The organism is uncultured Nostoc sp. (assembly GCF_964245575.1).
Taxonomy (GTDB): Bacteria; Cyanobacteriota; Cyanobacteriia; order Cyanobacteriales; family Nostocaceae; genus Nostoc.
Genome location: NZ_CAXTNP010000098.1, coordinates 1 through 25,835, shown reverse-complemented (window position 1 = coordinate 25,835; position 25,835 = coordinate 1). Strand labels below are relative to the sequence as shown.

At 42.3% G+C, this 25,835-nt stretch carries 9 protein-coding genes and 2 pseudogenes; 1 reads left to right on the top strand and 10 read right to left on the bottom strand.

Going from position 1 to position 25,835, the window contains the following annotated elements; genetic code table 11:
- Positions 1-28: 28 nt before the first annotated feature.
- From ACFFAP_RS17080 to ACFFAP_RS17060, 5 genes and pseudogenes are all read right to left on the bottom strand, one after another.
- Positions 29-971 (bottom strand): annotated as a pseudogene (locus ACFFAP_RS17080) (ISKra4 family transposase); the annotation flags it as partial.
- Positions 972-1,166: 195 nt separating this feature from the next.
- On the bottom strand, positions 1,167-2,465 hold the full coding sequence (locus ACFFAP_RS17075) for a response regulator (RefSeq protein ID WP_375512325.1): 1,299 nt from the start codon (positions 2,463-2,465) through the stop codon (positions 1,167-1,169).
- Positions 2,465-5,317 carry a CHASE2 domain-containing protein gene (locus ACFFAP_RS17070; RefSeq protein WP_375512324.1) on the bottom strand — a complete coding sequence of 951 codons (2,853 nt, stop codon included), beginning with the start codon at positions 5,315-5,317 and terminating at the stop codon, positions 2,465-2,467. Before ACFFAP_RS17070 ends, ACFFAP_RS17075 begins: the two co-directional genes overlap by 1 nt.
- A 128-nt stretch (positions 5,318-5,445) precedes the next feature.
- Entirely contained in the window at positions 5,446-6,300 is an 855-nt protein-coding gene (locus ACFFAP_RS17065) for a DUF928 domain-containing protein (protein ID WP_375512323.1), read from the bottom strand.
- 188 nt (positions 6,301-6,488) lie between these two features.
- Positions 6,489-9,035, bottom strand: coding sequence for a CHAT domain-containing protein (locus ACFFAP_RS17060; RefSeq protein ID WP_375512322.1), 2,547 nt, complete (start codon positions 9,033-9,035; stop codon positions 6,489-6,491).
- Positions 9,036-9,187: 152 nt separating this feature from the next.
- Between ACFFAP_RS17060 and ACFFAP_RS17055 the strand changes: the two genes are divergently transcribed.
- Positions 9,188-9,862, top strand: a complete 675-nt coding sequence (locus tag ACFFAP_RS17055) for a Uma2 family endonuclease (protein WP_375512321.1) — start codon at positions 9,188-9,190, stop codon at positions 9,860-9,862.
- Between the two features lie 11 nt (positions 9,863-9,873).
- On the opposite strand, the gene ACFFAP_RS17050 is transcribed toward ACFFAP_RS17055, so the two are convergent.
- The 5 genes and pseudogenes from ACFFAP_RS17050 to ACFFAP_RS17030 all read right to left on the bottom strand — a co-directional run.
- Positions 9,874-12,318 carry a filamentous hemagglutinin N-terminal domain-containing protein gene (locus tag ACFFAP_RS17050; RefSeq protein WP_375512320.1) on the bottom strand — a complete coding sequence of 815 codons (2,445 nt, stop codon included), beginning with the start codon at positions 12,316-12,318 and terminating at the stop codon, positions 9,874-9,876.
- 86 nt (positions 12,319-12,404) lie between these two features.
- The gene (locus ACFFAP_RS17045) at positions 12,405-14,879 is read right to left on the bottom strand and encodes a filamentous hemagglutinin N-terminal domain-containing protein (protein WP_375512319.1); all 2,475 of its coding nucleotides are present in this window, start codon (positions 14,877-14,879) and stop codon (positions 12,405-12,407) included.
- A gap of 81 nt (positions 14,880-14,960) precedes the next feature.
- The gene (locus ACFFAP_RS17040; protein WP_375512318.1) at positions 14,961-16,781 is read right to left on the bottom strand and encodes a ShlB/FhaC/HecB family hemolysin secretion/activation protein; all 1,821 of its coding nucleotides are present in this window, start codon (positions 16,779-16,781) and stop codon (positions 14,961-14,963) included.
- A 764-nt stretch (positions 16,782-17,545) separates the two neighbouring features.
- Complete coding sequence (locus ACFFAP_RS17035; protein ID WP_375512317.1) at positions 17,546-18,418, bottom strand: phytanoyl-CoA dioxygenase family protein; 873 nt, start codon at positions 18,416-18,418, stop codon at positions 17,546-17,548.
- 527 nt (positions 18,419-18,945) lie between these two features.
- Positions 18,946-25,620: pseudogene (locus tag ACFFAP_RS17030) on the bottom strand (amino acid adenylation domain-containing protein); the annotation flags it as partial.
- Positions 25,621-25,835: the final 215 nt, after the last annotated feature.

The window sequence follows — 25,835 nt, the reverse complement described above, 5'->3', positions numbered from 1 at the left end:
GTTACTCTTTATTTGCCTTCTACGGGTTTATTCGGTCAGGTGCAAGATGTGAGTAGTTAACGATGCGGTGACGATGCAAATCACAGGTACAGGTAATTGATAAAATTTTGAGCGGGTTTGGTGGTGAGATCGGTAAATAATGCGATTGCAGCATCGACAAGTCCATGCCACAGTTGTGTTCGGGCTTGACGCAAACGTTTCACTGACCCACCCACCTTATATAGACTTTCCATCAAATGATACCAGTCAAGAATTTCTCGCCGCTCAGAGTTTGGGGCAATTTCGTTGATAATCTTCCAAACACCCTGAAAGTCCATCACCTAAGCAAGTGACAGGCGAATCTAGAGGTTGATTATTGACCCACTCTAGCAGGGCAAGATTATCTTGAAAAAATGCCCCAGTCACAGAGGCTGAGTGCAAACTTATCCCTTTATATTCTTGCCAAGTACAAGGTTCTCCCGGATCGGTACGGAGACGAATTTTACCTCCATCTACACTCAGTTCCTCAACAGGCTTCTCAATATCAGGCATCTCGAAGTTTTGACGATGCACTAATCGCTGCTGATTTTTGGCTGCAACCCTAATACCTGTGAACAATTCAACATCTTCCTGTGCGTGCTGGTAAGATACATTTGCACTTACTCGCAAGCAACACATCTCTAGATACGGACTCAATTATGTGTGAGCGTACCTCTAATTTTTGGGTTTGCTGACTTGTTAAAGGTAATTCTCCCAAAATACTTTTGAGAGTGCAGCGGTGTCCTGCTCCTGTACCCGTGACTGTTGTGATAAAAAAATTCCCACTTCAGGCATTACCGCTGCATCTGGTTGCGGACTGCTTGTTCAATTCCTGCTAGCGTGGTCAATTCCTCAGGCGGAGTCTCCTCATAGAGAATTTTAGCGTAGGCGTAGCCCGCCACAGGCATCACTTGAATGTGTTGTTGTAAAGCTTGTTGTTTTTCAGGAGTCATGATTCCAGATGCACTACTTCCCTTTTTATGATCCCTGATCTGAGAGCTTTTTCAAAAGGTGACATGCTCCCCTTATAACTGCTTAAATGTCCGATAGCCAAAGCCATGAAAAGCGTTCGCAATAGTCATAACCTCCGAAAGATGCATCCTAGAAGTATTGTGTCCCTTTTTCAACTTGTCGAACTCACGTTAAAACTAAATTGGCAGAGTAATAATAAACTTTGTTCCCTTACCAGAGGTTGACAAGCAGTTGATTTGTCCATTGTGTTTATCGACAATAATTTGGTAGCTGATAGCTAATCCTAGCCCCGTTCCCTTACCCACAGGCTTAGTTGTAAAAGATGGCTCAAAAATTCTAGCTTGTACCTCAGGAGCCATACCAAGAGCATTATCTTCGATGCAAATTGTAATGGTTTTTTGCTCATCATCGACCGATGTGGTAATCGTGATGGTGTTATGGCAAGCGGCTATCTGCCGAACTGAGTGCATTTGATGAAGGCCATCAAATGCATCAATAGCATTGGCGATAATATTCATAAGTACCTGGTTCATTTGTCCGGGATAGCAAGTAATTGGAGGTAAGTCACCGTATTGTGTGAAAACCTCGATTTTAGGACGGTTTCCTTGGTCTTTTAGTCGATGTTTTAATAGCATTAAAGTACTATCGATTCCTTCGTGAATTTGAAACTCTACCTTAGACGAAATATCGGAGCGAGCAAAGGTTCTTAAAGAAAGGCTTATGTCTTTAAGACGACCAATTCCCTGGTGCATTGATAAGAGAACTTTTGATAAATCCTCAGTGATATATTCTAAGTCAATTTCTTCAATAAGTTTTTTAATTTCCAAATCTGGGTGTGCTAGCTTTTGCTGTTGCAGATTCACCAAACGAAAGAGATCCTTTACATATTCCTCAATATAAAAGCAATTTCCACTAATAAAACCAATTGGGTTATTAATCTCATGACCTATGCCTGCAACAAGTTGTCCAAGGGTGGACATTTTCTCACTCTGGATTAGTTGTAGTTGGGTTTGTTGTAACTGTTGTAGAGATTGGGATAATTCTGCGGTGCGTTCTTGCACTCTTTGTTCTAAGGTACGGGTGAGATGGGAGATTTTCAGGTGCAACTTTAATCGAGCAATGACTTCTTCCTGTTGGAAGGGTTTGGTAATGTAGTCAACTGCACCAATTTCCAGCCCTTTCACTTTATCTGTAGCATCGGTCAAGGCAGTCATAAAAATGACCGGAATGTTCTGAGTGATGGCATTGGCTTTCAGCCTGCGACAAGTTTCAAATCCATCCAGACCTGGCATCATTACATCAAGGAGAATCAGATCGGGATGGGCATATTCTGTTTGTTCGATCGCTGACTCTCCATCCGTTGCCATGAGTGCTTTCCAACCACATCCTTGAATCGCTTCAGATAGAACCTTAAGATTATTTGGATTATCGTCCACCAACAGGATATGCATTGGTTTCAAAAAAGCTTCAGTCATTATGGATGTGACTCCGTTGCTACAAAAGATTTTAGTAAATTACGGATTTTTGCAGTTTGGAAGTTGGCAGTGAGTTTGCTCAACTCAGTTGCGAAGGCAGTTAACTGACTGTCTTGCTTCATTAGCTCTCCTATAATTCCCTCAATCGCTGGAATATCTCCCATCATTGCCAGATGATAGAGTTGTTGCAAAATATCCTGAGATGGCAAAATTAATTCACTATTATCTATTTGCTCATTCTTGGCAGATAACTGCTGAGGTTTAGATTGGCTATAGATCCAGTCAAATTTTAGTGGCGATCGCTTTGCTGCTACCTCGAAGGCAGAATGCAGCGCATTGAATAGTTCATCAATTTGCAGGGGTTTAGGCAAAAATGCTGTAGCTCCTGCTTGTAAACTCTGTTGCCGATTTTCTTCAAATACGCTGGCACTAGAGACAATAATCGGAATAATCCGAGTTTGAGGATTCTCTTGTAAGTGAAGCATTAGCTCAAAGCCATCCATATTGGGCATGGCTAAATCAAGCACAATCACATCTGGCTGATGTTCAGTTGTCATCTGTAGCCCATGTTTGCCGTCGTTTGCTTCCAAGGTTCGACAGCCGATTTCTTGTAGCAGACTAGTTAACATAGAACGGTGGTTGCGATCGTCATCGACAATCAAAATTTCAGGGGCAGTACCCCGAATACCGATGATTTTATGGTGGGTCGAGGCGATAGTTACTGGGTGCCAGTCATGGGAAACTGGTACTGGTACTATTAAATCCAACCAAAATAGACTACCTTCACCTTGGTGACTCTGCACTTGAATTTGGCTGCCCATCAGTGCTGCAATTCTTTGACTGATTGCTAATCCCAAGCCAGTACCTTCAGATTTCCGTCCAGCCTCACCTACTTGCTCAAAGGCTAAAAATATTTTCTCTAGTTGGTCTAGTGACATTCCAATACCTGTATCTTCAATCTGGAAGCGAATCTTAGTGATTGGGGATTGGGGATTGGGGATTGGGGATTGGTTATTGTCCTTGTCCCGAGTCCCCAGCCCCCAGTCCCCAGTCTCCAGTACATCTACTTTGAATTTCACGCTACCATTGTCTGTAAATTTAATAGCGTTGCCTAGTAAGTTGATCAAGACTTGCCGTAGCCGCTTTTCATCTACTTGAATGGCAACTGGTAGGCGATCGCCCATGAAAATGTTAAATGCAATCCCTTTCTGATCGGCTCGAATACTGCAAATCTCGGTGACACCATGTAAGAAAGTGGGCAAATGTACATTAGTCGCAACTAATTCTAATTTACGAGCTTCAATTTTTGAAAGGTCGAGAATGTCATTAATTAGCATTAAAAGGTGTGTCCCACACTGGTAGATAATGCTGACTCCTTCTAGGTTTTTCTCTGTCATGTTTGGCGATGCCTCAAGCATCTGAGCAAAACCAAGAATGCCATTGAGCGGTGTACGTAGCTCATGGCTCATATTGGCCAGAAATTCGCTCTTTGCTTCGTTAGCAGCATCAGCAGCTTGCTTTGCCTCCAGCAATTGATGAGTTCGTTCTTCAACTTTGAACTCCAAGGTTTTGGAATAATCTAATAGTTGACTATTAGCAATTTCTAGTTGCCGATTTGCTTCTTCTAACTTCTGCTGTTTATAGGCATTGGTTGTGGCAATTACGCTGCTGATGAACGCAGCTAAGGTAGGTGTTACCGGAATCAGAACACCGTGCAAAAATATCCCGTAGCCACTACCCATGAATGCGCCACTGATGCCTACAGTTGCCCAAAGAATTTTGCCGCCTGGAATCTGTCGCCCGGTACGCGCACTAGCTAAATACCAACTACCACCAGAACCGATAAAAGACCATAAAATAATCCAGAGGGACACAGCCATCCCAGAAACGCCGTGCAGGTTTGCTTTGCCTGTTTTTGCTCCTTCTACTAGTTGATGGGCAATATTGGCATGGATAACAACACCAGGTGTAGGTTTTTGGTCAGAAATGAAGGAGGAACTGAAGGGTGTGCTAAAGAAGTCATTGGTACTGGCAGCAGTTGACCCAATAAACACCATGTGATCGCGCATCAGGTTTGCTGGAATTTTTCCTGCCAACACATCCCGCATAGCAACTGTGCGAAACGCCACATCCGTTCCATACCAATTGAGTAGAATTTGATAGCCACCGACATCGGCATCAGAATAACCTGCTTCTTGATTTTGTAGTGGTAGGTAAATTTGATTGCCCAATCGAAACTTCTGCTGCTTTTCGTCAACGGATTCTAAAGTTATCTTTTCGGCTTCAAGGTACTTGAGGGCTACAAGAGTTGCCAGTCCTGCTTTAATTTTTCCGTCTTCCTTGGCATCGACTGCTGTAAGTAAGACACGACGCACATGGCGATCAGCATCCAACACCAAATCTGCTAATCCGACTCGATCGAGTTTTTTCAATTCTGGTGGCGGATTGACATGCTCCCCGGTAATTTTCTCAACACCAATCAAATTCGCACTGTTGCGGAAGACTTTTACAAGTTGATCGTATCCGTTGCCTTCTGGTAAATCCCGATAGAGATCCAAGCCGATGGCGCGGGGTTGTTGCGCCTGGATTTTTTCTAGTAATTGTGCTAGTGACCAGTCTGGAATTGGCCATTTACCAACTGATTGGATATCTTGTTCATCAATTGTGACAATTACGATTTTGTCAGCTATTGTATTTTGCGATCGCTGTCGTATCCATTCATCACGAAGTTTCCACTCAGGCAAATTAAAAAGTCCCAATGACTGCCCAATAATAAATGTCAGAGCAACACTGGGACTAATAATCAAAACACTGCGAGAGTGTTGGATGAAAGCTTGGAATTTACGCCACATAATTTCGCTAGAGGCTTAAATAATATTGATTAGCATTCATCAGCTATGACTCCACTAACACTTGTCTGGGATTGGAGATTGGGTTTTAGAAAAACTCTTCCTAGTCCCCAGTCCCCAGTCCCCAATTCTTAATTCCCCGATGCTACTAAGGGAACTGTTGCAATATCCTTTAAGCTAACTGAGGAGAGAAGTTCTTCCCATTGCTTGATGATAGCCGCATTTTTGGGTTGGGCGGTATGCAGCACAGCCATTGTTGCTACACAGTCATACCACACCCCGTTTTTACCGAAAGCAGCAGCTTGCTTTAAAGCATCTTTCTGCTGCATCGCTGTTGCCAGTTCAGCAGTAGGCTGGATACGCTGAATCCAACCATCAACGTAAGGCGTAGTTGGGCCGAGTGCTCCGTCCACGATCAGTGCCAGGAACCACTGATAGTTTTTACCAACAGCTAAAGCGGGTGCATCGGCTGGTAATTTGACTGCGATCACCCCAGCTTTAAGAGCAACGGGAATGGTCATTTGATACTGTGTATTGCCAGCTTCATCCTTGAGGCTGAACACGGCTTCTTCTGCATTAGAAGCAGGAAGGTATACCAAAATTGTAGGGCGTTCAGACACTGTTGTGCCATAGAAGCTTTGGGGCAGAAGTCCGATTAGCGCTGCGGGCCCTTCTGCTGCTACAGTCGATGGATTCAAGTAGTAAGCACCAACGCGGGAAGCGCCTCCAGTTGCTTGTCTAGGGGCGCTATTACCTTTGGTTGGGGTAAACAGGTTGCCACGGGACGCGCCTCCAGTCGCTTGTCTAGGGGCGCTATTACCTTTGGTTGGGGTAAACAGGTTGCCACGGGACGCTCCTCCAGTTGCTTGGCTGGGAGCGCCATTTTTGACAGGTGGGGTAAATGTTACAGCATAGGCACTAGCCCATGTACTGCTAGCAATTAGAGCGATGATGCTCAATGCACTAGTTAAATATCGACATTTCATGATGTTTGACCTCATTTCATTAAACAGTGATAGAAAATACACTAAATCACTGTGCTAAAAAATCATAGAATACCTCTAAACACTAGCCAAAACAGGGAAGCTTACTAGCATTTATATCCGAATTTTGGCTAAAATTCTATAAATTAGATGTGTTTTTTAGTCTATGATATAGCAGAGATATTACTTAATTAAAGCCAGTTTCCAACCAAAACGAAGGCAGACCAAAAGAACGGGTCACCAAAATCAGTTTGGCGAATCAGATTAATTTGTGCCTGCCGTAGTGCTTCAGCTTTAGTGATTCTGGGTCGCCGTAGTTGGTCATAGAAGCGAGTCATGAGCATTTGAGCTGCCTTATCTTTGACTGGCCAAAGTGTGGCGATGGTGGAACGCGCACCGGATTTAACAGCCAAGCCTGCTAATCCAAGAACGGCGCGATCGTCTCCTGTTGCAGTATCGCAGGCACTCAGTACCAATAATTCGATCGCTTTTGATGAATCACCACTACGATTTTTGAGGAGTTCGGACAACTCCTTCACATTAAGTTGTCCATCCCACGTAAGTAAAAAGGTATCTTCGAGCCGGGAGCTAAACTGCCCGTGGGTTGCTAAATGGACAATGTTGGCATTACTAGATTTGACATGAGCGGCCAGGGCAAGACTTGTAAATTTTTGGTTGAGTAACATCGAAGATGGCACCATCTGAGAGATTTCCTTTACTTCTGATTCCACAGATGGCAAGGCACTAAAACCAGCACGAGATTGGCTAATACCACCGATAATCGCATCAATGTGGTTTTTTTGGAGCGATCGGGCCGCCATCAGTTGCAATCCTGGTGAAAGCGCCACAGCATACTTCTCAATCAGATATTGATTCCCGTCATACAGGGCTGCCATTGGAATGTTTCGTAACCGACCATCCAAAACAAATACCAATGTCTTAGTATCAATGAATGCTTGATCTGCTTCTGCTTTTTGAATTAGCCAGTCATAAATCTGCTGGGACAATTGATCCCGAACTTTTGAGTCCGAGACTGGGTTGAGAGCAACTAGGAATTTATTTAAAGTTTGCTCAATTTCAGCTTGAGATTTTTGAGTCACATAGTAACGCAGTGGTTGTCCAGCTTTGGAGAGAATTACTCCTAAGCGATCGCTTAAGATAATGGGATAAATAACCGTTGCTGTGGGGTCAACTTTGTCAATCTGCTGGGCTTTATCTAAACAAGCTTCGCGGAAAAAGTTATCAAGTTCGGCGATTTGGAGTGACTCAATCAATTCACGCGCTTCCATTAATGCAGCTTGGGTTGGTTGCTCATCGAGAAGTAAACCCACTAGTTCCCGATAGACAGGCTCCACACTTTCGCGGTAAGAAAATTGGACATCGGGGTTAACGGCAACCATATCGCCTCGCAGTGCCTTTAATGACTTAACCGCTTCTGTATAGGCTGTAATTGCTTTGGAGCGATCGCCTTGTTGTTTATACAACTGTCCCACCTGCCATGCTGATTGAGCAATGATATCGTCAGCTTGGAGTTGACGGGCAATATTGAGGGATTTCTCGGCTAATTCCTTTGCCTCAGACCACTGCTTTGTGCGACGGTAGAGTTGTGCCCACTGATGCAGTGCATAAGCTTGGGCGGTTGCATCCTGAATTTTTTGGGCAGACTTAACTGTAAGTGCCATCAGCTGCGCCAAATTTTTGATGGGAAAAACTTGATCGGAGTTTTCCAACCGATTTAAGGTTGCGACAAAATTAATCGCTATGTAAAGAGAATTATGGCTGGGTGGTAGTTCTTCAAGCTGTTGTTGCAACTGAGGTGCAAGAGGGATAGCATATTCTAGTTTGTTGTAATCCACCAATAATTTGAAACGAGCTAAACGCGCTTGTAAAGCTTCATTAGGGTTCGTAGCTGCTGTTTCTGCATCTTCAAAGTAATTTAATGCTGCTTCTGGGTCTTGGGAGTCAGAGGCAACTTTCCCTAAACCTGAAAGAATAGAACTTAACTGGGTTTTAGCTGCTATTTTGTTCGCGGTGGCTAAACTTTGTTCTAAAACTTCCTGGCTTTTGCCATCACCCATAGCGTGCAAAGCCAAACCTAGCGATCGCAATCCACTAACTTTGATTTCATTATCTGGCATCCCTTGGAGTTTTTGAGTCAGCACCTCCAACTGTTGTTTGGAGCGACGGTAAAATCCTAAACTTTGTAAAGCTTGTGTCTGGTTGATTTGACTGCCCAAGCTGCCCATTTTGTCGCCTGCTTGCTCATAAAATTTTTGAGCTTGTTGCCAAGTTTCGAGAGCAGTTTCAGCTTTGCCATTATACAATTGCAAATTTGCTTGGGTATTGAGTGCCTGTGCCCAGAGTATGGCATCAGCAGAGGGAATAGAGGTTTGTAATAGTTTCAGACTTTGCTCAATAGATTGTCTAGCTGCTTCCCATTGATTAAGTTCCTGTTGTGCCAGTGAAAGGTAACTCAGGCTTAGAGCTTCGTTAAGGCGATCGCCTTGGGTATGATATTGTTGTGCTGCCGTTTGCCAAACCCTAATAGCTTCTGCAAAACTTCCCGATTGGTAGAAGTTCCGTCCTTGTTCTAGGCTGTTGGTAGGTTGGGTAGAAGAGAGAACAGAGGTTGGTACTGGTGGAGATGCTTTTACAGGTGTAATCATAAATGCTAAACACAAACTTAAAATACTGAGGCTGACATATAGCCAACGAGTTTGTTTAATTCGGAAAATCATAAATAATTATTTATTACTGAGCAGTTTGTTTGAAAATTAGTCACAGCAGTTTAGAAAATAACTATACGTATAATGCCCAACTGATAATGCCAGCTATCAGTTTAGAAGCGATTCGCATAGAATTAAAACACTGTGTCATTCCGGGTTAACCTATGACCACTTTCTTTCGCAGCGATGCAGATTTATATTTTCCCGACAGCGACGGCAAGCCAATAGCAGACAATACCGAACAGTTTCGTTGGATTGTCCTAATCAAAGAAAATCTGGAAATTCTGTTTGCTGATGAACCTAACGTCTTTGTGGCGGGAGATTTGCTATGGTTACTGGTAAAATCGCGCTTAATCTCACCCGTTGCACCAGATACAATGGTGGTGTTTGGTAGACCAAAGGGACGCCGGGGGTCTTACAAACAGTGGCAGGAAGACAACATTGCACCACAAGCCGTATGGGAAATTCTCTCACCCAGCAACAATGCAGAGGAGATGGAACGCAAGCTAGAGTTTTACCAAACTTATGGCGTGGAAGAATATTATCAGTATGATCCAGACCGCTATGAACTCAAAGGTTGGCGCCGTCTTGGTGAACAGTTGTTGCCGATTGCTCAGATAGATGGGTGGACGAGTCCCCGGTTGGGGATTCGGTTTGTGGTGGGTAACCATGAACTAATGATTTACCGTCCAGATGGGCGGAAATTTTTGAGTCCGGTGGAGTTGCAGCAACAAGCAGAGCAGGAACGTCAACGGGCAGAGCAGGCAGAGCAAGAATTACAGGATATGCAAGCGCTGCTCCAGCAGTATCGCGATCGCTTTGGAGAATTAGATCATTAGCTCCAAAATAATTAACTTCTCTTAACAGCAGCACAGGTTAATGGTTGTTGCACCTGAGCAGAAGATTTATCTGCAACTAACTCAATTTTTCCCTGAGCATTACGATGCCAACCAGTAGCTTCAATCAGAGTTTCTGAAGATGAGGGTGTTTGGGCACTGACACCGCCAGTTTGACGATATGCAGAGATATCACGTGTATCAGACCAAGTGCGATCACTCCTCACTTCCTGGGTGGGATTTTGCGGCACACCACCCCGTCCCGTCGCCACAAAGCGACTGCCTTGAGTATCCGAACAACCTGTGGCAATTTGCTGAGATGGATCTGTAACATTTGCTGGCAGTTCTACTAAACCGGAATTTGGATCGACGCCGATGGTATTGACTTGAACCGTGCCGCTAACCCCAAATTGCGAACTAGCAGTAATGTCATTGTCTGATGTCAGTTGAGGACGAAACTTCAGTCCGAAAAGCCCTTGTGTGGCAATTTGAATATTACCCCCCCTACCTTTCACCGCATTAGCAATAATGTTGCTGTTTTCTAATCCGGCGATAATAGGTGCATTGATATTGATATTACCTCCATTACCGTTACCGCCTGCTGTAGCACTAATATTGCTGCGATCGCGCATCAGCAACAACTTACCAACTTGTAAATCGATGTTGCCACCATTACCAGATTCTGTCTGTGCTTGAATTGAGCCTTGATTTCTTAATTGGATACGATCTGCGGTAATCTTGAGATTGCCACTATTACCAGTACCTTGACTAGTAACACTCACAATACCACCATCCGTCAGGATCAAATTGGGTGTAGTAACGCTAACATTACCTGCATTTGCCGTCAGTACATCCTGTAAGCCCAATAACTTAAGTAGTTGTGGACTTGAACGGATGACAGATGAACCGAGGCTACTGTAAGTGTTAGAACTGACACTACTAATTGTGATCGCCTCTCTAGCATTAATGCTGACATTTCCTCCATTCCCAGCATAAAATACTAATGAACCAACTGCTCCTCCATCTAAAATTTGTAACTTCCCAGTATCTAGTATCAAATCTTTTGTATTTCCGGTCGCAAAGCTACTGATACTAATGTTACTAGGAATTTCAAAAGGGGTTTTCCCCATAACTGTGGTATTTTGATTGCGAATTGTCACTTTACCACTAGAGCCACTGCCATATGTATATGAAGTCAATAAAGCTCCACCAGACATTACCAATCTATCCCCATTAATAGAGATATCACCTGCTGACCCAGTACCGTATGTGCCAGTGAGAATGTTTGTTGCAATGGGCGTTAGGGGTGAGAAGCCGGACATCTCTATTGCTGTCGCTTCAATCTGAATGTTGCCACTGTCAGCTACTCCGTGTGTTGAGTTCTCTATCCCCGAACCCTGTTGGAGTGTTAACCGGGGAGTGATGATACTTATATTCCCACCAGTTCCAGTGCTCAAGGTGTTAGTGCGAATCCCACCTCGAATTGTGGTAGCGGATGTTCCGCCAATCATATCGATGGCTTCTGATGCTTGAAAACGAATGTCTCCACCAGGAAGACTTCCATAATTCTGTGCTAAAACTAACGAACCATCGCTCAAGCGAATATTTCGTCCCTGAAGCTGAACTGAACCTGCATTTACCCCACTGACATCTAATAGTGATTTTTGTGCTAGTTGAATGTCACTAAAGTTTTGCCCGTTGCCATACTCCAATTTATATCCCTGAGTGGTTGGCACTAAACTAACTAATCCTGCACCTCCCAGGCTACCTAATTCTATATGCCCTGTTTCGGCACTCAGGGTAGCGCCATTCAGATTCAGATTACCGCCCACCAACGCCAAAGTTTTTCTTGCCTGTACTTGCAATCTTGTTGGGCTAGGATTGCGAATTGTAGGAATAATATCGCTCTCGATATCTAAATGTCCTGTACCTTGGACTTGTATCGTTGAAGGATTATTACCTAGTTGCAGTCCAATGGGAACATTGATACTTAATAATGCGTTAGCTTGGGGATTAATGGCGCTAAATTCAGTCTCATCAGCAAATTTGATGCTATTAGCTGTCGTTGCAATCAATGAACCGCCTATATTTAATTGGGCATTAGCACCAAAAATGATTCCATTAGGGTTGAGTAAAAAAAGATTGGCGCTACCGTTGGCTGTGATTAAACCATCAATGTGAGAAATACTGCCCCCAGTCACACGACTAAAAATATTTTGCACATCTGCCGCATTGTTGAAGAATGCAGAACCATTGCTAGGAATAGAGAATTGGCTGAAGCTGTGAAACAGGTTGTTGCCGACACGACTGCCATTGGTAATGGTGAAGTTATTGCCGCTTTGGGATACTGTGGTATTGAGAGTGCCATCGGAAATTACTTGAGCATTTGCAGAACTACTCCAAATCCCACATATTAACATTCCACTGATGAAACTAAACCTAGCAGAAATTACTTTCACTACCCCGTCTCCATTTTGACCTGTGTGCTTAGGTTTCCCAAAATGGAATTGTTGCTAACTTTATTTGTAGTTAACTTTATTTGTAGTTAACTCTTAGCTGAAGCAGCACAGGTTAATGGTTGCTGCATATAGCTAGGAGATGGAGCCGCTATTAATTCAACTTGGTCATTAGCGTTGCGATGCCAGGAAGTGGCTTCGAGGATAACCTCTGGCGATCTAGGCGTTTGGGCAGTGACATTACCAGTTTTGTGGTATGCTCTGAGGTCGCGGATATCAGACCAAGTGCGATCGCTCGTTACCTGTTGATTGGGATTTTGCGGCACACCACCGCGTCCCGTTGCGACAAAGCGGCTGCCTTCACTGCCCGCGCAGCCTGTAGCAATTTGCTGTGATGGATCAACCACATTCGTTGGCAGTTGTACTAAGCCAGAGTTTGGATCAACGCCGATGTTATTTATTTGAACCGTTCCACTGACCCCAAATTGCGAACTAGCAGTAATGTCATTCTCAGGTGTCAGTTGGGGACGAAACTGCAATCCGAAAATCCCTTTGGTGCTGATTTGGATATTGCCCCCTCGACCTTTAATGGCATTAGCAATAATGTCACTGTTTTCTAATCCGGCGATGATCGGTGCATTGATTGAGATGTTACCACCGTTACCTATGCTCTTGGCTTCAGCAGAAATTTTGCTGTTACCGCGCATGAGTAACAATTCTTTAACGTTAAGAACTAGGTTTCCTCCGTTTCCAGATTGTGTTGCGGCAGTAATTGCTCCCTGATTCCTCAAAGTAACTGAATCAGCATAGACCTCAAAATTGCCTGCATTGCCTGTGCCATCATTTTTTACTCCCACTTGTGCCCGATCCGAAATACGTAATTGCGGCGTTATCAGAATTACCCCACCCGCATTACCGCTAGGAATGTCAGGTAGTCCATAAGCGGCGCGGGAGACTGGATCAAGGCGGAGCGCATAAGCCCCAATTCCACTAGTCAACGTACTACTTGATGCCGCGCCGCTCACCTCGATCAAGTCTGAAGCCGTGATTTTTAGGTTTCCAGCATTCCCCATTCCCCCAGTTGAGGAGTTAACATTAGCTCCATCGCGTACGGTTAACCGTGAAGTTTTAATAGTCACATTACCTGCATTGCCAGTACCAATCGTTGATGAACTTACATTACTCGGCAAAAGGTTGACATTATTGATCCCGGCAACATCAATGGAATCGGAGGCATTAATCTGAACATTGCCACTGTTGCCTTTTTGGAAGCTGGATGATGCAATGCCAGCACCATTAGTAACACTTAGTTTTTGGGTGGATAGCGTGATATTACCTGTATTTCCCGAACCATAAGAGAGCGTTAAAATCGCTGTATTTCCCCCCGAATTGGCAGGGTTAAACCCACTCATTTGAATGGACTCTAACGCATTCACTGTAATGTTACCACTTGCTGCTGGGCCTAAGGTTTGAGTCAAAATATCTCCCCCATCCTGAAGCAAAAGTTGTTTTGCTGATATGACAATATCTCCACCTTGACCCAGATTGCTCGCGTTGCTGATCAATAGGCTGCTTCTAGTTCCATCCTGAGTTGTTCCGATAAGTTGGAATGTTTCAGTGGCATTGACTGCGATCCGATCCGATGACATGGCACCGAAATTATTAGTCGAAACAGTCGAACCATTTAAAAGACGAATATTTTTACCTTGCAATTGAATCGCACTGTTGCCAAACCCGCTTACATTTATCAGTGCTTGCTGACTCAACTGAATATCGCTTAGTCTCTGAACATTGGAATAATCAAACGCCCAACCTTGATTTGTTGGACTGAGGCTAACTTGTCCTGACTGGACACTACCGAGTTCGATGGAGCCATTCACAGTTTTGAGAACGCCCCCTGCTATATCAATCCCATTTCCCAACAAGGCAAGAGTTTTTCCTGAACTCACTTGTAAACCTAGTGGATTTTGGGAGATGCCATTGATTGAGTTTTGTACTGCGATGCCTACGGCGGGCTGCGCCAACGCGCCTGAGTTTTGCCCAAACTGCAAGCCAACTGGTACATTGATCGTTAAAAGAGGTGGTGCTGTAGTCTTGCTGGCATTAAACTCCACCCCATCCGCAAACTTAATGCTATTTGCAGTTGTACCAACAAACGAGCCACCAATATTCAGTTGGGCATTGGGCCCAAAGACAATGCCACTAGGATTGATCAAAAATAGGCTAACGGGGCTGTTGCTGTTGATGGTTTGAATCACGCCATCAATGCGAGAAATACTACCTCCTGTAACACGACTGAATATAGTGGATATATTAGGTGTGTTGACTAAATCAAAAATGGCTGAAGTGCCTGTGGGAACACTAAACTGCTGGAAACTGTGAAATAGGTTACTGTTTGCAGCACTACCGTTAGTGATGGTGAACTTATTACCACTTTGAGAGACAGTAGTATTCAAGGTGCCATCGCTAGTTACCTGGGCACTCACAGAGCCACACCAAAGTGGCATTACCATTAATGGCACTATTCCACCGCACAGACCTAACCAAATAGAGGTCGCTGTCATTGCCAAGCCTTTATTTATACTTTGTATTTAGGATGCCCAAAATGGTATGGTCTTGAACCATCAACTGGGCGGTCGCCTCGATCAAAATGGCGAATAACTTACCGAGAAATACAGCCCATTTTCTTGGAGCACTCGCTTTTCACCGTCTACCGATATCAGTGGAATGCCCCAATCTAGCCTAGCTGAGAATTTATCGCTCTGTTTCCACAACAGCCCCAACCCAGTACTAAAAAGCGTACTTGGTGATGGATTTTTGCCATTGACATTCCAGCCTTTGCCAACGTCAATAAAGGGTGTCAGTTGCAGTATCCCGCCAATCTTGGTAGCGCGGACAATGGGGACTCGAAATTCTGCCGAAAATAACAGACCATTATCTGTGAGTAATACGTCTTGGCGATAGCCCCGTACACTTAGCTGTCCACCAAGACCAAATTGCTCCAAAGGCACTAAGGAATCTGTTGCCAATTGGAAATCGCCCCTAGCTAAAAATAGAGTGTCTGGTGCTAATTGCCGCACCCACTGAGCCTGTCCCCGCCAAGCGAAAAAACGGCTATCTGGTTGATTATCACTGACATTAGCATCGAACCAATCTACGCCAAAGCTCAATTGCGATCGCGCCGCAAATACATACTGGTTGCTTCGCTGGGTATATTCTTGAAAAAAGCGTAGAGCAGAAATATTGGTTTTTCCGTTTGCATCTGCACCAGGGGAGAGTCGAAACGGCCCAATGTTATCAAGACCCAACTCAGTTTGGCTTTCCTGGCGCGAGAATGACAGCCCGATTGCCAATTCTTGAGTTGGTTTTTGCACTAGTGGTTGCCGATAGGCCAATTCGTAAGATCGGCTATTTGACTGAATATCAAGGACGCTAAATGGTTCCTCGATCACGCGATTCCATCCTTGGCTAAAACCGAAGGATACAGAGCCATTGCGGGCATTAATGGGTAGCGTGTAATTGGCATTAATGGTATTACTGCCATCGGTATTGGCATATCCCACGCTCAAGGTATCACCTAAGCCCAATAAATTAGCTTCTTGCAAATCCACTCCCCGGCGAAAACTGCCGACACTTGGCGATCGCCCATTATCCAGGCTTGTGGTCAGCTTAAAAGTTTCTGCTTCTTCAACCTCAACTTGCAACACATTGGTTCCCGGACTCACGCCTGTCTGCAACTCGGCTGACAGGTTTTGAATGCGCGGATCAAGGCGAAGCAGTTGCAGCTTTTCCAGTAAGCGTGGTATATTTAAGGGTTTACCAGCACCAAGTTTGATGCGATCACGAATGTATTGACTACGCAATCGCCGATTGCCAACGATTTTAATTTCTTGCAAACTGCCTTCGACTACCTGAATTTTAATGACTCCAGCTTCTACTGTCTGCGGCGTAATTAGAGCACCTGTAGTTACATAGCCGTTATCAGTATAGAGCTTGCTGATGGCATCTTTGACTTGCAACAACTCTGTAAACGACACTTCCCGTCCCACAAAGGGAGCCGTAATCGCGGCAAAATCTTCTGGTTTAAAAACTGTACTGCCAACAACTTCAATGCGATCAACCCGGAATTTAGCGTTAGGATCATCCTCTCCTAAAGTTGGCTGATCCGGTAATTGTGGCGAAGGAAGTAATTGATTCTGATCTGATGGCTGCGGTAGCACATCCGAAGGTAAGGGAATGACAGGGGTATCTTCTATCCGGCCAGGCGGTAACGTTTGAGGATTAGAAGTTTGGGCGTAGGCGCAGCCCGTCGTAGACATTACCTGATCATAGTTGCATAATACTGCTGCTAGAACAAAGCTGAATGTTAAAGGTTTTAATGTTGCTATGCAAGGTTTACAAATCAGTTGCTGTTTTTGCGTATAGTTAATTATCGATTTTTTCTTCACATTTAAATACCTACGCATAAATATTTAGTTATTTTTAACACGGATAAAATCGCTGTATTCCTTCACTGTTAATAGTTCTCTTGGCTAACTAAATAATTTATTTTGCATGACTATAGCAATCCGAATTGAAACGTGAGAAAATACGTAGGCATAAAGTACCTATCTATAAGTATTTCAGCGATTTTATTTCTCACGAATAATTTAGGATTGCTATAGCCCTGTTCTGTCACTTTCTGAGCAGCCAATCTATGAAAGCTTTATCAGTCAGTCAATACAGGCTTTTCTATTAGAAAAAAATAGGTCTTGTATTTGTTATTAGGAAATAATCGAGCGATGCCTGCGGCGGGCAAAGCCATCGCTTGGTAGATAAAAGCTCTAGAATTCAAAAATGGCAAATGTTTTCGGAGAGTGACAGAAGAGGGATAGTTATCTAATTAAGCCCCGATACTTTAATGTAACGAGTGTTATATCATTTTATATAAATATTCGCTGTATTTTTTACAACTGCCGTCAGTGTAAATACTGCTTTGGCTCAAGGAGTAACCTCAATACCGTTCGGTTAAGGAATTTCTTGATTGAGGCAGGCTGTTTTTGAGCAGGGGGTAAAAGACAAAAAACGTAGCTTGCGCGATCGTGTACTAACCTTAACTATGATCGCAGCAAGCTTTGTCGCCCTAAAAAAAATTAGCCCCAAATTGGGGCTAACAAAAACTTATATTGTCAATCATTCATTGCCAGCATCATTGTAAAATTGTAAACTAGCTGCAATTTGTGGTATTGCTTCAGTATAGAACTGGTATAGCGCGAGAAAACTGAGATAACGCATCAGATGCGAGAGGAGTGACAGCTTGATAATTTTGACTCACAAGAAAATCCGGTCGAGGATTTATAACTGGTAAAGGAATATTCTCAATACTGTTATAAGTAATAATCACAGTAGAACGCCCAAAGGGTGAAATATTCTTTGTTGAAGCATGAACAATATTACTATCAAAAAATAGAACTGAACCTGCCGCAGCTTTTATAGAAGTAATTCCATACTTTGATACTAAATCAGTAATTAAGTTCTGGTTCAGAGAATACTTTAAATTAGCACTAAAACTCGATATCCATGTAGGAGTGTCGCCAGAACTATTAGAAGTTGTGGTTGCTACTGTTCCTATTACAGGATTATGTGCCATAACATCAATCATCTCTTCTTTATGTGAGCCAGGAATGACAAATAGTGGCCCATTAAATTCATTCATGTCATCTAATAAGCACATAGCATTGACTACTTGTGGTTTTGGCATTCCATCCTCCTTACACCAATAAATATAGTCTTGATGCCATTTCCAAATATCACCGCTAAATGCTGCTTTAATATTTATTTTGAACTGATATATATATACTTGGCTACCAACTATTTGCATAGCTGGCTCAACGATAAACGGATGTCGTGTTAGACAATTGAAAATATCATTGTTAGTATGATATCCGTGAAGCGAGCGCACAGTTTTACCATCTTTCTCAAGGATTTTTTTTGGTGAATTTTTCGCAGATAAAACAGATAGCTCTGCTTTCATTATTTCAACTTCAGCACTAGAAAAATGTTTTTCTAATAAAACAAATCCTTGATTTTTATATGTCTCCAATTGTTTTTTTGTCAAGTACATAACAAAGTTTTACATGTATTAATAATTAAAATGTAACACTTTTAAAATGTAAAGCCATTGCCAAAATTACTTAAATATTTAATAGCTTGTTATAAGTTAAATTACTTAAATAGATTTAAATATATAATCTTAATAACTTAAGAAATTATTAGTATTATGTATTTGAGTTGTTATTCCATTTATCTTATGGCAATCCGAATTGAAGAGGAAAAAAATACGTATATTTAAAAGCCTTTTTAACGGATTTTACCTATGAGCTACAGAACTAAAAATCTGGGTGGTTTATGTCTAAAACGAAATAGCTCTAGTAGTCTATCGCATTAGTTATGAAGGGTGGAAAAAGTTCGTAGTAAGGATTTTAGTCATGGATTTTTAAGCACGCTTTGTGCTTACTACGAACTGATCAAAATTAATGAGACAGACGACTAGAACTTCTATACAGCTATTCTCGGTTGAGTAGGTACTGAACCCCACCGCCAACTACCCTAAGAACAAGCGAGGAGGGGCCTAAGATGTACCTCGTGTGATTAGGAAATGCTATATATACTCTCTATATTCAAAAATCCATTATGTAGAAAATAAGCTAAATATTTACCTAGTAATTCAGTATTCATTGATGGACAGGAAATAGAAATATCAGCAATTGCCTCAAGTGTATTGCGACAGTCTAAATTAGGGGTATTTTGATAGAGTTGCCATGCAGTTAGCCCTTGATGCACTTGTTCAGTTAACATCGGTATAAGAGGAAACAAAGAGTTTTCCTGAGAGGACTGAGCTTGATTGATTAACTCATCTGTCCATTGAGTATAAGGTACTTTTTTAACTGGGTATCCACAAGCCGATATCAACTCAAATAATCTACTTAAATCGATATTTTCCGATGCTAAAGGAACTAAATGAAAGGCATTTCCTAAAGATTTTTCCCTCCTAGATATTTGAACAATGGTTTTACTAGCATAATCTACAGTAATTAAATCTTGTTTTTGATTGACTAAATCTGGAAAACTACCTACTTGTATACAACCTTTGATCAATCTAGATATGTAGTCATCTGTATTAGTTACGCCAGTATGTGAATGACCCATTAAAAATCCCGATCTAATAACTGTTACGGGGATACCTCTTGCTTTAGCAATCCAAACAAGTTTTTCAGCTACCCATTTACTTTGTATATAACCAATATCTTGATAAAGATAAGTTTCACTAGGATCAATGTCATCATCCTCATAAAGGACATTCAACCCATTAAAACAAGCAATTGTGCTAAAAACGGCAATTGTTGAGATGTAGTGTACTGGCTTGAGTTGAGCATAACATGCCAATCTAAGAACTTCTTGAGTACCAAAAACATTTATCGCTTTAATTAGAGAATATGGTTTAGCAAAACCGACTTCAGCACCACTGTGATAAATAACATCAATCTGCTCTGCTAGCCTCTCAAATTGCTCTAAAGAAAGTCCAAGACGAGGTTGAGCTAAATTTCCTGGTATGGCAATAATTCTTGAGCTTTGGTTTGCATCCCATATTAAATATTTTTCTAGGTTTTTCTGCAACCTTCTAAAACCTTCACTTTCATTATTAGCACGGACAAGGCAATATATTTTTGCCTTTGTTTGCTGCAACAATTCGTATAGTAAAAAAGCACCCAAAAAGCCGGTAGCACCTGTTAAGAAAATATGGTTTGGCTGACTGATGTTTTTAGTAAGCACTCCTTGGGGATAAATGTTTGGATCAAGTACGGCTTCAGCTTTAAAATTAATAACAGTATTGAGAGCAGCATTTCCTTCATGATGTAATTTTTCAACTATCTGGCTCAGTCCTTCTATAGTTTTCTGCTCAAAAACACATCTTACAGGCATCTGTACTTGAAAAGTTTCTCGCACATTTATCATTAAGTGCGCTGCTAATAGAGAATTACCGCCAAGTTCAAAGAAATTATCTTGAATACCCAAATTATCAATGCCAAGTATTTTAGTCCAGATACTGACCATTTTTTGCTCAGTAGGAGTACGAGGTGTAATTAATTCTATTTCTAGAATGGGTCTGGATTGATCGGGAGCAGGTAATGCTCGACGGTCTAGCTTACCATTGGGTGTTAGTGGCAACTTCTCTAAACACACAAAAGCTGTAGGTATCATATATTCTGGTAGCTTTTGTTTGAGAAAGTGGCAAAGTTCTAATGTAAGTTGGCTGTTATTCTCATCTTGTTGATTTTGCACCACATAAGCTACCAAACGCTTTTGTCCAGATACATCTTCTTGATCTATTACAATACTTGTCTTGAGGGAAGGATGTTGTGATAGTAATGCTTCAATCTCTCCTAGTTCAATTCGGAAACCGCGAATCTTCACTTGATGATCAATACGGCTGAGATACTCGATATTGCCATCTGGTAAATAACGTGCTAAATCGCCTGTTTTATATAATTTTGAATTATTAAAGGGGTTGGAAATGAATCGAGCATCTGTAAGATCGAAGCGATTGAGATAACCACGTGCTATACCAATACCGCCAATGTAGAGTTCTCCAGCTACACCTATAGGGACAGGTTGTAACTGAGAGTCCAATAGATAAATTTGACTGTTAGCAATCGGTCGTCCAATGGGTGGCAAAACTGACCAATCTGTAGGTGAATTTGCAAGGGTAAAGGCAGTCACGACATGAGTTTCAGATGGGCCATAGTGGTTGTGTAGAGTGCAGTTAGGCAATCGGCGAAATAAATGTGCGATCGCATCCGTAATGCGTAACTGTTCCCCAGCCGTAATCACTTCGCGTAAACTCCAGGGTAGTATGCCTTCTATCCTTACCATTTCAGCCAATTGTTGCAAAGCGACATACGGTAGGAACAATCGCTCAATCCCTGCTTGGTTCAGAAATTGCAGCAGGTGTATGGGTTCACGACGCATTGATTCCGAAATCAATACCAATGTCTTGCCTGTAGTCAGGGTGGCAAAGATTTCTTGGAAGGAAACATCAAAGCTAATCGGTGTATATTGCAGTGTTTTGCTGCCAAAGCCAACTTTGGAAGTTTGCGACTGCCAAGCAATTAAGTTGACTAAAGGACGGTGCGGCATCGCTACACCTTTTGGTTTGCCAGTAGAACCGGAGGTGTAGATCACATAAGCTAAATTGTCAGGATGGGTATTAATATCCAGGTTATCTTGGGCTTGGGTAGCAATATTTTCCCAGTCTCTATCCAGACAGATAATACTAGCTTGATGTTCGGGAAGTTCTGCTAATAACCGTTGCTGGGTTAACAACACTGTTACTTGAGAGTCTGTCAGCATTAAAGATAAACGCTGCTGTGGATAGGCGATATCTAGAGGTACATAAGCTCCACCAGCTTTGAGAATCGCTAATAGAGCTACAATCATCTCTAGCGATCGCTCTACACAAATCCCTACCAATACATCTGGCCCTACACCTAAAGTTTGTAAATGACGGGCTAATTGATTGGCTCTGGCATTTAACTCGCTATAAGTAATTTGCTGTTCTGCAAAAATTGCTGCTATTGAGTCAGGCGATTGCTGTACCTGCGCTTCAAATAATTGGTGAATGCAACTTTGTTCAGGGTAATCTGCTTGAGTTTGATTCCATCCCACTAATAATTGTTGGCGCTCAGTAGCAGTTAAAAGGGGTAAATCTGCAACTTTCTGGTTTGGATTCGCAACAATACCTGCCACTAAAGTCTGAAAATGTTCTCTTATGCGAGATATGGTAGCAGCATCAAATAAATCAGTGCTGTACTCAAACCAACCACTAATCCCATCTGGTGTCTCAAATAGTTCTAGGAACAGATCGAACTTGGCTGTGCCATTGTGTTCTAAACGATGGTTAATGGTTAAACCAGAAAGTTCCAGTGCTGGTATGGGTACATTTTGCAGAGCAAAGCCGATTTGGAACAAGGGATGACGACTCAAATCCCGTTCTGGTTCTAGTTCCTCTACCAGTTTCTCAAAGGGTAGGTCTTGATGAGCATAAGCTTCTAAGGTGACTTCTCGCACTTGCTTGAGCAACTGGGAAAAAGTTGGAGAGTTAGAAAAATCACTCCGTAGTACTAAAGTGTTAACAAAGAATCCAATTAAATCCTCTATTTCCTGATAGTGGCGGTTAGCAATGACCGAACCAACTGGGATATTTTCGCTACTTGTATAACGGAATAGCAATGTTTGGAACGCTGCTAAGAGTGTCATAAATAAAGTCACTCCCTGCTGCTGACTGAAGCGAGTTAGTGTCTCGCTGAGAGATTTGGAAAGGGCTAATGGTTGGCGCGTCCCACGATACGTTTGGATTGCTGGTCGGGGGCGGTCACTTGGTAACTGTAAAATGGGTAAATTGGCTAACTGCTGCTTCCAATAGTTTAGTTGTTCTGATAAAACTTTTCCTTGCAACCATTGCCGTTGCCAAAAAGCAAAGTCTGCATACTGAATCGGAAGTTTAGCAAGGGGAGAAGGTTGACCGTTGGCAAAGGCTTGATATAGCTGTCTCAGTTCTCGAAAAAATGTGCCGACAGACCAACCATCAAAAACAATATGGTGAATGTTCAAAATCAGTACATATTCTTCTGCACCTAACTGTAACAGAGTGGTTCGTACTAGCGGCCCGTGATTGAGGTTAAAGGACTGTTGGCACTCCTGAATTGTTAATCGCTGAATTTCTGTGTCTTTTTGCGAACCAGACAGCGATCTTAAATCTACTAAATGCAAAGGTACAGTTAAGGTAGGAGCAATAATTTGTACTGGCTGCCCATCTAAGAAAGTAAAAGTGGTACGTAAAACTTCATGGCGGCGAATAATTTCATTGATACTCTGTTCTAAGGCATTCAGATTTAGCTGACCAACAAGGTGAAAAGTCTGCGGTAAGTTGTATAAGGGATTGTCAGGTAGAAACTGTTCCAGAAACCATAATCGCTGCTGGGCAAAGGAAAGGGGCAAGTTTTGGTCACGCGTTACAGGTGCAATCGCTTGAGTGTGCCATTCTAGATTTTCCTTAAGTTGTACCTCGATACTTTCCGCCAAGGTGGCAACAGTAGGTGCATCAAATAAGCGCCGTAATGGCAAATCTAACTGATAGGTATCCCGAATACGAGAAATTACCTGAGTGGCTAGCAGTGAGTGTCCCCCAATCTCAAAAAAGTTATCGTGGACGCTGATTTGCTCCAATCTCAAAACTTCCAGCCAAATTTTTGCTAGTACTTCTTCAACAGTGGTACGAGGTGAGACAAAATCTTGTTCCAGATTCCGTCCGGTGCGATCGGGCGCTGGTAATGCCCGACGATCTAATTTGCCATTTGGTGTTACTGGCAATTTATTTAACATCACAAAATTAGAAGGCACCATATAATCTGGCAGCTTCTCCTTAATAAATTTACGGAGATTGCCACTGACTGTGCGCTGCAAAATTTTCCATTGATGTTGGGTTTCTAAGATATGGTCTATGCTTTGTTGAAAGAGGATTTTTTCGGTAGGCGTTAGAACCAAGTTAATACCAGCCCGTTTACCCTGACTCCAAGCAACGCTGCCATTTAACCATAGTTCTTCTGATGTCACTGGCAAGCGTAGGCAAAGACGGACGCGCTTATCTTTTGACCAACTAAATGACACCCCTACCAAACAAACATCGCCATTGGAGATATCCTCTGTTTGTAGTTCTATTATCCGGTTGTCATCAGTTTCCACTCGACAAATACTTTCATAAGGTACTCGCTCCGGAATTAGGTTGGAAACAATATAACCAACTAGGTGCTTGTCCCCTGGCACATCCTCCCGCGCTATAACTGCGGCTTCGCGCACGTCAGGATGCTGCAACAGCATTGCTTCGATTTCCCCTAGCTCAATGCGGAAGCCGCGAATTTTCACCTGCTGGTCAATCCGACCAAGGTATTCAATATTCCCGTCGGGTAAATAGCAAGCTAAGTCACCTGTTTTATACAAGCGATCGCTCTCTTTTAACTTTTGACTTTTGACTTTTGACTTGTTAAAAGGATTGGAAATAAAACGTTCAGTAGTCAGATCGGGTCGATTGAGATAACCTCTGGCTAAACTATCGCCACCAATGTACAACTCTCCCGCAACACCTATCGGAACTGGCTTTAATTCTGTATCAAGTAAGTAAAGTTGAGTATTAGCTATCGGACGACCTATTGAGGGATAAGTGGGCCAAGAATCAGGATTTTTATCTAATGTTAAAGCCGTTACCACATGGGTTTCTGATGGGCCGTAGTGATTATGAAATAAACAGTGTGGCAGCGATTTGAATAATTTGACAATAGCTGGGGTGATTTGCAGTTGCTCACCTGTGGTTGTAACTTCTTTTAAACTAGTAAATAATTGCAATTGAGATGTTGCTAGTTCTGCCATTTGTTGTAGTACAACAACAGGCAAGATAACTTTTTCAATCTCTTGGTTATGAATAAAGTGAGCTAAAGCTGTAGTATCCCGACGCAAGTTTTCTGAGATCAGAAACAAAGTTCCTCCCGAACACCAAGCAGCAAACATTTCATGAAAGCTAGCATCGAAGCTTAAAGAGGCAAATTGTAGGGTACGTACACCTGTTAATAGTGAGTTTAGATGCCATTGTAGTAAATTCACTAAAGGACGGTGAGCTAAACAGATGCCTTTCGGTCTACCAGTAGAACCAGAAGTATAGATAATATAAGCTAAATTTTCGGGTGTGACTTCACTATCAAGATTTTCCTGACTGTATTGGCTAATCTTGTCCCAGTCGGCATCTAAACAGATAACCTGTAAATTATGTTTAGGAAGTTCTGCTAATAGTTGTTGTTGAGTGAGTAATACTGATACTTGAGTATCCTCAAGCATAAAGCCTAAACGTTCCTTGGGATAGGCTGGGTCTATTGGTACATAAGCACCACCAGCTTTGAGAACTGCCAAAACTGCGATCGCCATCTCCAGGGTTCTCTCTACACAGATTCCTACTGGCATATCTGGTTTCACGCCTAGCGACTGTAGATAATGCGCTAACTGATTTGCACGTTGATTTAGCTGTTGGTATGTGAGTATAGATTGTTCCTGATTATTCTCAGCTTCTTTAAAAACTAATGCTACGGCCTGTGGCGATCGCTTCACCTGTGCTTCAAATAATTGATGAACGCATTTATCTAATGCGTAATTTGTACTAGTATTATTCCAAGTTTCTACTAATTCTTTACGCTCTCTTTCTAGTAATATATTTAAATGAGCAAAATCCTCAAATCCTCGACTAACTTGATCAGCTATCAATAGTAATCTTTCTAAAAAATTTATATCAACAAAATATTTATCATTATAAAATAGTTCTATTTCTAAATTATACTTAAAATCCTTAACTATAAGATGAATTTCATTATCTGCAAAAGAATTATAGATATTTAATCTAGAATCCTCTTCATTAATAGGTATATCAAGAATACTAAAAT

Excerpts from the sequence above, each read along its gene's own strand:
- ACFFAP_RS17070 (WP_375512324.1), bottom strand. The coding sequence starts at position 5,317 with ATGTGGCGTAAATTCCAAGCTTTCATCCAACACTCTCGCAGTGTTTTG.
- ACFFAP_RS17060 (WP_375512322.1), bottom strand. The coding sequence starts at position 9,035 with ATGATTTTCCGAATTAAACAAACTCGTTGGCTATATGTCAGCCTCAGT.
- ACFFAP_RS17035 (WP_375512317.1), bottom strand. The coding sequence starts at position 18,418 with ATGTACTTGACAAAAAAACAATTGGAGACATATAAAAATCAAGGATTT.
- ACFFAP_RS17075 (WP_375512325.1), bottom strand. The coding sequence starts at position 2,465 with ATGACTGAAGCTTTTTTGAAACCAATGCATATCCTGTTGGTGGACGAT.
- ACFFAP_RS17040 (WP_375512318.1), bottom strand. The coding sequence starts at position 16,781 with ATGCGTAGGTATTTAAATGTGAAGAAAAAATCGATAATTAACTATACG.
- ACFFAP_RS17065 (WP_375512323.1), bottom strand. The coding sequence starts at position 6,300 with ATGAAATGTCGATATTTAACTAGTGCATTGAGCATCATCGCTCTAATT.
- ACFFAP_RS17045 (WP_375512319.1), bottom strand. The coding sequence starts at position 14,879 with ATGACAGCGACCTCTATTTGGTTAGGTCTGTGCGGTGGAATAGTGCCA.
- ACFFAP_RS17055 (WP_375512321.1), top strand. The coding sequence starts at position 9,188 with ATGACCACTTTCTTTCGCAGCGATGCAGATTTATATTTTCCCGACAGC.